The 11,305-nt window shown below is 71.3% G+C and carries 9 protein-coding genes and 2 tRNA genes; 5 read left to right on the top strand and 6 right to left on the bottom strand.

All coding sequences use genetic code 11. The features are described 5' to 3' along the window. Positions 1-155 precede the first annotated feature (155 nt). The 3 genes from FFS10_RS07875 to hrcA form a co-directional block, all read right to left on the bottom strand. Positions 156-232: transfer RNA gene (locus FFS10_RS07875), tRNA-Arg, on the bottom strand. A 35-nt stretch (positions 233-267) separates the two neighbouring features. Beyond that, a tRNA-Ile gene (locus FFS10_RS07870) sits at positions 268-344 on the bottom strand. A gap of 49 nt (positions 345-393) precedes the next feature. Then, positions 394-1,398: a heat-inducible transcriptional repressor HrcA gene (hrcA, locus tag FFS10_RS07865; protein ID WP_137893290.1), complete on the bottom strand. Its 1,005-nt coding sequence runs from the start codon at positions 1,396-1,398 to the stop codon at positions 394-396. 233 nt (positions 1,399-1,631) lie between these two features. Here hrcA and FFS10_RS07860 point away from each other — a divergent pair, with 233 nt between their 5' ends. From FFS10_RS07860 to rapZ, 3 genes are read left to right on the top strand one after another with little or no spacing between them, the layout of a single operon-like run. Further along, positions 1,632-2,528, top strand: coding sequence for an NAD kinase (locus tag FFS10_RS07860; protein ID WP_137893273.1), 897 nt, complete (start codon positions 1,632-1,634; stop codon positions 2,526-2,528). A gap of 2 nt (positions 2,529-2,530) precedes the next feature. Continuing rightward, positions 2,531-4,216 (top strand): DNA repair protein RecN, encoded by a 1,686-nt coding sequence (gene recN / locus FFS10_RS07855; protein WP_137893271.1) that lies wholly within the window; start codon positions 2,531-2,533, stop codon positions 4,214-4,216. A 22-nt stretch (positions 4,217-4,238) separates the two neighbouring features. After that, complete coding sequence (rapZ, locus tag FFS10_RS07850; RefSeq protein WP_137893270.1) at positions 4,239-5,120, top strand: RNase adapter RapZ; 882 nt, start codon at positions 4,239-4,241, stop codon at positions 5,118-5,120. A 10-nt stretch (positions 5,121-5,130) separates the two neighbouring features. Here the strand turns inward: rapZ and mutY are convergent, their stop codons facing one another. The 3 genes from mutY to mutM form a co-directional block, all read right to left on the bottom strand. Further along, the gene (mutY, locus tag FFS10_RS07845) at positions 5,131-6,174 is read right to left on the bottom strand and encodes an A/G-specific adenine glycosylase (protein WP_137893267.1); all 1,044 of its coding nucleotides are present in this window, start codon (positions 6,172-6,174) and stop codon (positions 5,131-5,133) included. Then, a complete protein-coding gene (locus FFS10_RS07840; protein WP_137893265.1) occupies positions 6,171-8,114 on the bottom strand; it encodes a dynamin family protein in 1,944 nt (647 codons plus the stop codon). The genes mutY and FFS10_RS07840 overlap by 4 nt, the downstream gene beginning before the upstream one ends. Positions 8,115-8,187: 73 nt before the next feature. Further along, positions 8,188-9,003, bottom strand: coding sequence for a bifunctional DNA-formamidopyrimidine glycosylase/DNA-(apurinic or apyrimidinic site) lyase (mutM, locus tag FFS10_RS07835; RefSeq protein ID WP_137893263.1), 816 nt, complete (start codon positions 9,001-9,003; stop codon positions 8,188-8,190). 39 nt (positions 9,004-9,042) lie between these two features. Between mutM and FFS10_RS07830 the strand changes: the two genes are divergently transcribed. Together FFS10_RS07830 and FFS10_RS07825 are read left to right on the top strand one after the other, a co-directional pair. Further along, positions 9,043-10,779, top strand: coding sequence for a tetratricopeptide repeat protein (locus tag FFS10_RS07830; RefSeq protein ID WP_137893261.1), 1,737 nt, complete (start codon positions 9,043-9,045; stop codon positions 10,777-10,779). Beyond that, the gene (locus tag FFS10_RS07825; protein ID WP_137893259.1) at positions 10,776-11,276 is read left to right on the top strand and encodes a lipoprotein insertase outer membrane protein LolB; all 501 of its coding nucleotides are present in this window, start codon (positions 10,776-10,778) and stop codon (positions 11,274-11,276) included. The genes FFS10_RS07830 and FFS10_RS07825 overlap by 4 nt, the downstream gene beginning before the upstream one ends. Positions 11,277-11,305 lie beyond the last annotated feature (29 nt).

The following is an 11,305-nucleotide window of genomic DNA, read 5'->3' as shown; positions in this document are numbered from 1 at the left end:
ACGCTTCCTCCCCACACTCGGTCACCCTCATGCAGTTGCGCTTCGCTTCGTTCGCTGTGATCAACTCACGGGAGGACTTGCACCTCCAAGAGTGCGCCCGTGCCGGGCGCACAACGAAAAAGCCCTAGAACATTGCTGTTCTAGGGCTATCCGTTTGGTGCGGCTGGCAGGATTCGAACCCACGACCCCTTGGTTCGTAGCCAAGTACTCTATCCAACTGAGCTACAGCCGCTGAGCTTTGAATTATAGCACGGAAAAATCAGTGCTTGGTAGGGCGTGTTGGACTTGAACCAACGACCAAAGGATTATGAGTCCTCTGCTCTGACCAACTGAGCTAACGCCCCGCGTGCCGGCCCCCGTTTCGGAACCGGCGCGAGCCCGTATTGTAGGGGCCTATTTGTTGTGGCTCAGCGCATTGCTGAGCAGACGCGAGGTGATGTCCACGATCTGGATCATTCGATCGTAGGGCATGCGCGTGGGACCGATCACCCCCAGGGTGCCGACCACCTGGCCGTCGACCTCGTAGGACGCGCTCACCACCGACAGCTCCTCGACCGGGACGACCTGGCTTTCGCCGCCGATGTAGATGCGCACACCGTCGGCCTGGGCCGAGACGTCGAGCAGGCGCATCAGCTGGGCCTTCTGCTCGAACAGGTCGAAGGCGCGGCGCAGCTGGCTCATGTCGCTGGAGAAGTCGCTCACGGCCAGCAGGTTGCGCTCGCCCGAGATCACCACCTCGCCCTGGGCCTGGTTCAGGGCCTCGGAGCTGGCCTGCACGGCCGCCTGCATCAGCGTGGCGATCTCGCCGCGCAGGGTGTCGACCTCCTGCTGCAGCTTGCCGCGCACCTGCTCGATCGCCATGCCGGCGTAATGCGCGTTGAGGTAGTTGGCCGCCTCGACCAGCTGCGACTGCGAGTAGTCGGCCTCGGTGAAAAGGACGCGGTTCTGCACGTCGCCTTCGGGCGAAACGATGATGACCAGCAGGCGGCGCTCGGACAGGCGCAGGAACTCGATGTGCCGGAACACCGAGCTGCGGCGCGGCGCCATGACCACGCCGACGAACTGGGAGAGGTTGGACAGCAGGCTGGCCGCGTTCGCGATCACCTTTTGCGGCTGGTCCGGCGCCAGGCTAGGCGCGGCCAGCTCCTCGCGCTGGGCGGTCAGCATGGTGTCGACGAACAGGCGGTAGCCGCGCGCCGTCGGGATGCGTCCGGCCGAGGTGTGCGGGCTGGCGATCAGGCCCAGCGCCTCCAGGTCCGACATGACGTTGCGTATGGTCGCCGGGGAAAGCTCCAGCCCCGAGGCGCGCGACAGCGTGCGCGAGCCCACGGGCTGGCCTTCTGCGATGTAGCGCTCCACCAGCGCCTTGAGCAGCAGGCGGGCCCGGTCGTCGAGCATGTTGGAATCCCTTGACATGTTGTGTCAGATTTTAGTGATGTAATTCAGGGCCTGTTTACACTGTTTTTGCCAGATGCGTTGCGGAGCAACCCGGAGGGAACGTGGTTAAAAGCGCGCCACTCGTTGTTGCACTCCTGGCCCAGGCGGCCAGCCTGGGCGTCGTCGCGCGCCTAGATTGGCGCGGTTTTAACCACGTTCGCACTGGCAAAAACAGTGTGAACAGGCCCTAATCCATGAAGTCGAAATTCCGCCATGTGGCACTGATCGGCAAGTACCACGCCACGGTCTCGGGCAAAGCGGCCGACAGCGCGCGGCAGGTGCTCGATGGCCTGGCGCATTTCCTGAGCCGCCAGGGCTGCGAGGTGGCGCTGGAGCAGGTCACGGCGGCCAGCATGGGCCTGTCCACCTACGCCACACTGGACGTGGCTGGCATAGGTGCGCAGTGCGACCTGGGCCTGGTGGTCGGCGGCGACGGCACCATGCTGGGCATAGGGCGGCAGCTGGCGCGCCACGGCGTGCCGCTGATAGGCATCAACCAGGGCCGCCTGGGCTTCATCACCGACATCCCGCTGGACCATTACCGCGAGACGCTCACGCCCATGCTGCAGGGCCAGTACGAGGAGGACCAGCGCAGCCTGATGCACGCCAAGGTGCTGCGCGACGGCCACTGCGTGTTCGATGCGCTGGCGATGAACGACGTGGTGGTCAACCGCGGCGCCACCTCGGGCATGGTGGAGCTGCGCGTCGAGGTCGACGGCCATTTCGTCGCCAACCAGCGCGCCGACGGCCTGATCGTCGCCACGCCGACCGGCTCGACCGCCTACGCGCTGTCGGCCGGCGGGCCCATGCTGCACCCCTCGATTCCGGGCTGGGTGCTGGTGCCTATCGCGCCGCACACGCTGTCCAACCGGCCCATCGTGCTGTCCGACAGCGCGGAGATCGCGATCGAGGTGGTCGCGGGACGCGACGCCAGCGCCAGCTTCGACATGCAGTCGCTGGCCTCGCTGCTGCACGGCGACCGCATCTCGGTGCGCCGCTCGCAGCACCGCGTGCGCTTCCTGCATCCGCGCGGCTGGAGCTATTTCGACACGCTGCGCAAGAAGCTGCACTGGTACGAGGGAGGTTCCTGAAGGTGGCGCTCAGAAACATCAGCCTGCGCGATTTCGTGATCGTGCACGCCCTGGAGCTGGACCTGTCGGAGGGCTTCACGGCCCTGACCGGCGAGACCGGCGCCGGCAAGTCCATCCTGATCGACGCGCTGCAGCTCGCGCTGGGCGCGCGCGCCGACCCGGCCCTGGTACGCGAGGGCGCGGCCCGCACCGAGGTCAGCGCCGAGTTCGACTGTCCGCCCGGCTGCGCGGCCTGGCTCGAGGATGCCGGCTTCGAAGTCTCGACCCAGCTGCTGTTGCGGCGCAGTGTCGACACCCAGGGCAAGAGCCGCGCCTGGATCAACGGCAGCCCGGCCACGGCCACCCAGCTGCGCGAGATCGGCGAGGCCCTGCTCGACATCCACGGCCAGCATGCCTGGCAAAGCCTGACGCGGCCCGACGCGGTGCGCGGCCTGCTCGACGCCTACGCGGGCCTGGACACCCAGGCCCTGGGCCGGCTATGGCAGCAGTGGCGCCAGGCCCAGAAAATCCTGGGCGAGGCGCGTGCGGCGCAGGACTCGCTGCAGCGCGAGCGCGAGCGGCTGGCCTGGCAGATCGCCGAGCTCGACAAGCTCGCGCCCGGCGCGGACGAGTGGGAGGAGCTCAGCGCCAGCCACAACCGGCTATCGCACGCCCAGGCCCTGATCGATGCCGCAGGCCAGGCCCTGGCCGCGCTCGAGGCCGACGATGGCGGCGCCCTGCCCGGCCTGTCGCGGTCCTGCGGCCTGCTGCAGCAGCAGGAGCAGGTCGAACCCGAATTCGGAGCGCTGGCCGAGATCCTGGCCTCCAGCCTGGCCCAGGCCCAGGACGCCGTGCACTCGCTGCACGCCTACCTGCGCCGGGCCGAGCTGGACCCCGAGCGCCTGGCCGAGCTCGACCAACGCATGGGCCAATGGGTGTCGCTGGCGCGGCGCTACAAGCGCCCGCCGCCCGAGCTGGCCACGCTGCTGGCCGGCTGGAAGGAAGAGCTCGCCAAGCTCGATGCGGCGGCCGACCTGGCCGCGCTCGAGTCCGCCGAGCAGGCCGCCGCGTCCGCCTGGCTGGCCGAGGCGCGCCGCGTCTCGGCCCAGCGCATCCAGGCCGCGCCGCGGCTGGCGCGCGCCGTCACGAGCGCCATGCAGGCCCTGGGCATGCAGGGCGGGCGCTTCGAGGTCGCGCTGGACAAGGCCGCCGAGCCGGCCCAGCATGGCCTGGAGGACCTGGCCTTCCTGGTCGCGGGGCACGCGGGCAGCACGCCGCGCCCGGTCGGCAAGGTGGCCTCGGGGGGCGAGCTCTCGCGCATCGCGCTGGCGATCGCGGTCACCACCAGCCAGCTCGGCGCGGCCCAGACCCTGATCTTCGACGAGGTGGACTCGGGCGTGGGCGGCGCCGTCGCGGAAACCGTGGGCCGGCTGATGAAGCAGCTGGGCCGCGACCGCCAAGTGCTGGCCGTGACCCACCTGCCCCAGGTGGCGGCCTGCGCCGACCACCACCTGGTGGTCGCCAAGCGCCAGGAGGGCGGCCGCGTCGCCAGCGGCGTGAGCCTGGTGCTCGGCGAGCAGCGCGTCGGCGAGGTCGCGCGCATGCTGGGCGGCGAACGCCTGTCCGACACCACCCTGGCCCATGCGCGCGAGATGCTGGGCGTCCAGGCCGATGGCGGCGCGCCGCGCGAGCGCAAGGTCAAGGCATGAATCTCGAGCAGGAGCCCGGGCGATGAGCGCGGCCGAGGCGAGCCCGCTGGAGGTGGTGCTGATCACCGGCATGTCCGGTTCGGGCAAGTCGGTGGCGCTGCACGCGCTCGAGGACGCGGGCTACTACTGCGTGGACAACCTGCCGCCCGAATTGCTGCAGCCCTTCGTCGCGCTGCAGCAGGCGCACCACACGCAGCGCGTGGCGATCGCCATGGACGTGCGCAGCGCCGCCTCGCTGCCCATGGTGCCCGAGCAGCTGGCCGCGCTGCGCGCCCAGGGCGTGGCGATCAAGCCGGTGTTCCTGGACGCGACCACCGACACCCTGGTGCGCCGCTACTCGGAGACCCGGCGCAAGCACCCGCTGTCGCGGCGCGACGACGCCGACATCCAGCACGCGCTGATCGAGGCGATCGAGCTCGAGCGCGAGCTGCTGGCCGAGCTGCGCGAGCAGGCCCATGCGATCGACACCAGCCTGATGCGCTCGGCCCAGCTGCAGGGCTACGTCAAGGCGCTGATCGCGGCGCCGGCCAGCCACCTGACCCTGGTCTTCGAGTCCTTCGCCTTCAAGCGCGGCATTCCGGTCGATGCCGACTACGTGTTCGACGTGCGCATGCTGCCCAATCCGCATTACGAGGATGCGCTGCGCCCGCTGACCGGGCGCGACCCCGCGGTGGCCGAGTTCCTGCGGCGCGCGCCCGAGGTGCTGCAGATGGAGCGCCAGATCGAGGCCTTTCTCAGCGCCTGGCTGGGCGCGCTGGCCCAGGACCATCGAAGCTATGTCACGGTGGCCATAGGCTGCACCGGCGGCCAGCACCGCTCGGTCTACCTGGTCGAGCAGCTGGCGCAGGCCTTCAGCCCCCATTGGCTGACGCTCACGCGCCACCGCGAGCTCGACAAGGCCTGATCCGGGGACTTCAGTCAGGCAGCAGCAGTCTGCGCACCGGTGCAGGCAGGCCTAGGGCTGGCCATTGCTCGGCGGTGAACCAGGCGCCGGGCCGACCGGCCAGCGCACGGCTGCCCAGGCGCACGCGCACCGGGTGCAGGTGCAGGTCCTTGTGCGTCAGCACATGCTTGAAGCCCTCCAGGTCTTCGAGCGCCGCCTGCTGGCCCTCGGGCAGGGCCGCCTCCAGCGCGGCGCGGCTGTCGAACAGGGGCAGGCAATACAGGCCCGCCCAGACTCCCGGCGTGGGCCGCTGCTCGAGCCAGACCGAGCCGGCGCGGTCGCTGGCCCACAGCAGCCACAGCGACTCGCTGCTGCGCCTGAGCTTGCGCGTCTTGACCGGATAGGCCTCGGGCCTGCCCTCGCGCCTGGCCTCGCAGAGCTCGGTCACGGGACAGGCGGCGCAGTCCGGGCTGCGCGCCTGGCAGACCGTGGCACCCAGGTCCATCAGGCCCTGCGTGTAGCTCGGCATGGCCTCCTCGAGCCGCGCCCGGGGCAGCAATTCCTCGGCCAGGCCCCAGAGGCTGCGCTCGTGCGCCGCCACGGACAGGTCGGCGCCGTAGCCCAGGGTCCGGCTGAGCACCCGCTTGACGTTGCCGTCCAGGATGGCGGCGCGCTCGCCAAAGCAGAAGGCCGCGATGGCCGCGGCCGTGGAGCGGCCTATGCCCGGCAGGCTCTGCAATTGCTCGGCGCTGTCCGGAAAGCGGCCGCCGAAGCGGGTCACCACCTCTACGGCGCAGCGGTGCAGGTTGCGCGCGCGGCTGTAGTAACCCAGGCCGCTCCACAGCCCCAGCACCTCGTCGAGCGAGGCCGCAGCCAGCGCCGCCACGTCGGGAAAGCGCTGCAGGAAGCGCGGGTAGTAGTCGAGCACGGTGGCAACCTGGGTCTGCTGCAGCATGATCTCGGACAGCCAGACGCGATAGGGGTCGCGCTGGTCCTGCCAGGGCAGGTGGCGGCGGCCGTGCCGCCTCTGCCAGGCCACGACCCGGCCGGCAAAATCTTCCTCCAGCGCCCTCATGGCAGCGCCTGCTCTGCGGGGGCGGCCGCGCCGGCTGCGAGCATGGGCGCCGTCAGGGCATCGAGCCGGACCTGCACCGCGTCCAGCGCGGCCTCCTGCGCCTCGAGCTCGGACAGGCGCTGCTCCAGACCGTCGGCCGCCTGCTCGATGCGCGCGATCGCCTCGATGCGGCGCCCGAAGTCGCGCCGCCGGTCGCGCAGCTGCACGTCGAGCTGGGACGCGAAGGCCTTGCTCCAGCGCTCGACGTCGGCCAGCGCGGCCTCGAAGATGGCACGCACCCGCCCCATCAGCGCGCGCGCCAGACGGTCGGAGAAGTCGGCCCGGGACAGCCTCAGCACGTTGCCCACGCCCAGGTACTGGCGGTAGCTCTGCGCCACCTGGTCCAGGTCGGCGAGCAGCGGACTCAAGTCGGGCGGATCGCTCATCTGCACGGAAAAACCATGCTCGGCATTGATCTGGCGGCAGCTCGCCTCCAGCATGGCCTGGATGTCCAGGATCAGATCCTGGGCCTGGGTCAGGCTGGCGCGCAGGCGCTCGAAGGCCAGGCCGTAGGCCTTGTTCAGCCCGAGCTTGAAACCGCCCTGGCGCAGGGCCGCGCCGAGTTCGGCCAGTTCGGCCTTGAGGGTGGCCGTGCCCAGCTGCTGAAACACCTGCTGCAGCAGCTTCAGGTGCACCGAGCGCATGGCGTGCACGCGGGTGGCGCTGCGGTCGAATTCCAGCCGCTCCTGCTCGACGCGCTGACGCATCTGGCGTATCACCGCCGTGTTCTTGCCGCGCAGGCCGCGCAGCTCGAGTGTCTGCTCGGCCAGCGCCCGGCGGCGCACATGCAGCACGCGAGCGGCCTCGGCGCGCAGGCCCCTGACGCCCGCGGCCAGGGCCGCGGCCAGCACCTGCTGGCGCCGCGCAAGCAGGCCCTCGCCCAGGGCCTGCTCCAGCTGGGGCAGGCCGCTGGCGCGCAGCAGCTCGGCATCGCCGCGCACCTTGGCCAGCAGGCCCTTCTGGGCCGACACCGGAATCACCTGCTGCGGCGCCACGCCCAGGGTCTCGGCGCAGGCCGCGCGCTGGCGCTCGATCTGGGCCTGGACCTGGGCCGGGGCGCTGAGCGCATCCCACAGCGTGTCGACCTTGTTGAGCACCACCAGGCGGCTGGCCGGATCGGCGCCGACCTCGGGCAGGTGTTCGCGCCAGACCTCCAGGTCGGTGCGCGACACGCCGGCATCGGCGGCCAGGATGAACACCACCGCATGGGCCTGCGGCAGCAGGCCCAGCGTCAGCTCGGGCTCGGCGCCGACCGCGTTGAGGCCCGGCGTGTCCAGCACCACCAGCCCCTGGCGCAGCAGCGGGTGTGGCAGGTTGACCAGGGCATGGCGCCAGCGCGGCACCTCGACGCAACCTTCGGCGTCGGGCAGCGGGTTGTCCTGCGGGCTGTCGTCGTGCCAGAAGCCCAGGGCGCGCGCCTGGTCCAGGTCCACCCGCCGGGTCTCGGCCACCTGCTGCAGCGCAGCGGCCAGGCGCGGCGCGTCGGCCACGTCGAGCTCTACCCGGTTCCAGCGCTGCGGCATCTGGCGCCACTCGGCCAGGGTCTGGGGCGCAAGCCGCGACTCTATGGGCAGCAGGCGCAGGCAGGCCGGCTCGCCGGCCTCGTAGGACAGCTCGGTCGGGCACATGGTGGTGCGACCGGCACTGGCCGGCACGATGCGCTGGCCGTAGCCGGAGAAGAACACGGCGTTGATCAGCTCGGACTTGCCGCGCGAGAACTCGGCGGCAAAAGCCACCATCAGCTTGCCCTGCCGCAGCTGCGCATCGAGCCGCTGCAGGCGCTCCTGCACAGCCGCGTCCAGCAGCTCCTGGTCCTTCAACCATTCGCCCAGGCCCTTGAGCCGAAGCGCATGCTCGCGGCACCATGCGCCATGCAGGTCGAACTGCTGATCGAAAGACATCTCCCGGCCACCTCCAAACTGCGGGCCAATATAACACCGGGGCTTGGCCGCAGCGCCCCGGGACGCGCCGACTTCAGCGCTGCTGGCAGACCGGACAGAAGAAAGTGCTGCGCTGCCCCTGCCGCAGGCTGCGCACCGGCGTGCCGCAGACGCGGCAGGGCTGGCCCGCGCGGCCGTAGACCATGGCCTCGAGCTGGAAATGGCCGGCCTGGCCGTCGGCGCTGGCGAAGTCCCTGAGCGTGCTGCCGCCGCGGTCCACGGCCCGCGCCAGCACCTCGCGGATCGCCGCGTGCAGGCGCGCCGCGCGCGGCGCGCTCAGCCGCGTGGCGCTCAGGGTCGGACGTATGCCGGCCAGGAACAGCACCTCGGAGGCGTAGATGTTGCCGACCCCGACCACCAGGTCGCCGGCCAGCAGCACCTGCTTGAGCGGGCCGCGGCGCTTCTTCAGGCCGGCCTGGAAGGCCTCCAGATCGAAGCCCTCGCCCAGCGGCTCCATGCCCAGCTTGCCGAGCAGCTGCTGGGCCCGCGGCGAGGCCTCGCCGGGCGCCCAGACCACGGCGCCGAAGCGGCGCGGGTCGTGCAGGCGCAGCGTGCCGCGGCTGGTGACCAGGTCGAAATGGTCGTGCGTGCCGGGCGGTGGCTGCTGGGGCGCGAAGTTCAGGCTGCCCGACATGCCCAGGTGCAGCAGCAGCAGGCCCTGGTCCAGCTGCAGCAGCAGGTACTTGCCGCGCCGCCCCACGCCCTGCACCACGCGGCCCTCCAGGGCCGAAGGGTCCAGGCCTAGCGGCCAGCGCAGCGGCTTGCCGAGCCGGACCGCGGCGATGCGCGCGCCGCGGATGCGCTCGGCAAAGCTCAGGCGCGTGACTTCGACTTCGGGCAGTTCGGGCATGGAGGTCCAAGGGTGAGAGCTGTGGATTATCATGATTTCATGAAGTTTTCTTACCGCCTGGCCGCCCTGCTGGCCTGTGCCCTGAACGCGGCGGCCCAGGCGCCCGCGGCAGACGCGCCCGCCCCCGAGGCGCCTCAGCCCTCGGCCCTCGATGCGCAGCTGTTCTACCAGCTGCTGCTGGGTGAGCTCCAGGTGGGCGGCGGCGAGCCCGGCGCCGGCTACTCGCTGATCCTCGACGCCGCGCGCCGCAGCAAGGACCCGGCCCTGTACCAGCGCGCGGTCGAGATCGCGCTGCAGTCGCGCTCGGGCGACGCCGCGCTGCAGGCGGCGCGCGCCTGGCGCCAGGCGCTGCCGGCTTCGCGCGATGCCAGCCGCTACGAGCTGCAGATCCTGATTGCGCTCAACCGCATCGAGGACACCGCCGAGACCCTGCAGCTGGTGCTGGCGGGCACGCCGGTGGCCGAGCGCCCGGCCCTGATCGCGACCTTGCCGCGCCTGTACAGCCGCACCCAGGACAAGAAGCTGTCGGCCCGCGTGGTCGAGGGCGCGCTGGCCGAGGCGTCGCGCCAGCCACCCACGGCGGTCGCGGCCTGGACCGCCAACGGCCGCATGCGCATGCTGGCGGGCGACCTGGCGGGCGCGATCGAGGCGGCGCGCCAGGCCCAGGCCCTGGACCTCGGGGCCGAGGGCCCGGTCCTGCTGGCGCTCGAGATGATGGACGGCTCGCAACCCCAGGCCGAAGCGCTGGTGCGCAGCTACCTGGAAGGCAAAGGCAAGCCCTTGCCCGAGCTGCGCCTGGCCTATGCCCGCGCCCTGCTGGACCAGAGCCGCCACGCCGAGGCCCAGCGCGAACTGCAGCGCGTGATTGCCGAAAAGGCCGAACTCGCCGAGGCCTGGCTGCTGCTGGGCACGCTGCAGGCCCAGGACAACCAGTTGGCCCAGGCCGAAGCCACGCTGCGCCGCTTCCTGGAGCTGGCGGCGGCCGACCTGCCGGCCGAGGAACTGCAGCGCGGCACCACGCAGGCCTACCTGGTGCTGGCCCAGATCGCGGAGAAGCGCCGCGATTACGCCGCCGCCGAACGCTGGCTGAGCCGCATCGAGAATTCGGCCGACATGGTCGGCGTGCAGAGCCGGCGCGCCTCCATCCTGGCGCGCCAGGGCCGGATGGACCAGGCCCGCCAGTTGCTGCGCAGCCTGCCCGAGCGCAGCCCCGAGGACGCGCGCATGAAGCTGATGGCCGAGGTGCAGCTGCTGCGCGAGCAGCAGATGCTGCGCCAGGCCTACGAACTGCTCGGCGCCGCCATCGCCCGTTATCCGCAGGACTTCGAGCTGCTCTACGAGCAGGCCCTGCTCAGCGAGAAGCTGGGCAACTTCGAGGAAATGGAGCGCCTGCTGCGCGAGCTGATCGCGCGCCGGCCCGACCACCACCACGCCTACAACGCCCTGGGTTACTCGCTGGCCGAGCGCAACGTCCGCCTGGCCGAGGCGCGCGAGCTGGTGCAGAAGGCGCTCGCCATGGCGCCTAACGACCCCTTCATCCAGGACAGCCTGGCCTGGGTCGAGTTCCGCCTGGGTCGCAAGGACGAGGCGCTGCGCATCCTCGAGTCGGCCTTCCGCGCCCGCCCGGACCCGGAGATCGCCGCCCACATGGGCGAGGTGCTCTGGAGCCTGGGCCAGCGCGAGCGCGCCACCGCCATCTGGCGCGAGGGCCTGCGCCTGAATCCCGAGAACGACACCCTGGTCCAGACCCTGCGCCGGCTGCAGGTGAAGCCGTGACCGGCACGCGTCGGCGCTGCGTCCTGGCCGGCCTCGCACTGCCGCTCGCGGCAGCCCTGCTCGCGGGCTGCGCGCAGCCGCCCCGCAGCGCGCCGCCGGGCCCGGGCGTCTGGAGCGGCCGCCTGGCGCTGCAGATCGCGTCCGAGCCGCCGCAGTCCTTTGCGGCGGGCTTCGAGCTGCGCGGCCGTGCGGACGAGGGCGAGCTGCTGCTGACCAGTCCGCTGGGCAACACCCTGGCGCTGATGAGCTGGTCGGCGGACTCTGCCCGGCTGCGCCAGGGCACCGAGGAGCGCCGCTACGAGTCGCTCGACGCGCTGGCCAGCGAGATCACGGGCGCGCCGATTCCGGTGCGCGCGCTGTTCGACTGGCTGGAAGGCCATGCCACCGTGGCCGACGGCTGGCAGGCCGACCTCACGCGCCTGGCCGAGGGCCGTCTGCTCGCGCGCCGCGCCGAACCCGCGCCGGCGGCCGAGCTGCGCCTGCTGCTCGAACGCTGAATAGTGCCCCCACGCTCGGCACTGGCGTG

The organism is Ramlibacter sp. 2FC, from assembly GCF_005503345.1.
Classification (GTDB): Bacteria; Pseudomonadota; Gammaproteobacteria; order Burkholderiales; family Burkholderiaceae_C; genus SCMQ01.
This window is presented reverse-complemented; position numbering and strand designations above follow the sequence as displayed.

What these genes read in the sequence shown, in the direction of transcription:
- hrcA (WP_137893290.1), bottom strand. Translation starts at nt 1,398, where the DNA reads ATGCTCGACGACCGGGCCCGCCTGCTGCTCAAGGCGCTGGTGGAGCGC.
- FFS10_RS07860 (WP_137893273.1), top strand. Translation starts at nt 1,632, where the DNA reads ATGAAGTCGAAATTCCGCCATGTGGCACTGATCGGCAAGTACCACGCC.
- rapZ (WP_137893270.1), top strand. Translation starts at nt 4,239, where the DNA reads ATGAGCGCGGCCGAGGCGAGCCCGCTGGAGGTGGTGCTGATCACCGGC.
- mutY (WP_137893267.1), bottom strand. Translation starts at nt 6,174, where the DNA reads ATGAGGGCGCTGGAGGAAGATTTTGCCGGCCGGGTCGTGGCCTGGCAG.
- FFS10_RS07840 (WP_137893265.1), bottom strand. Translation starts at nt 8,114, where the DNA reads ATGTCTTTCGATCAGCAGTTCGACCTGCATGGCGCATGGTGCCGCGAG.
- mutM (WP_137893263.1), bottom strand. Translation starts at nt 9,003, where the DNA reads ATGCCCGAACTGCCCGAAGTCGAAGTCACGCGCCTGAGCTTTGCCGAG.
- FFS10_RS07830 (WP_137893261.1), top strand. Translation starts at nt 9,043, where the DNA reads ATGAAGTTTTCTTACCGCCTGGCCGCCCTGCTGGCCTGTGCCCTGAAC.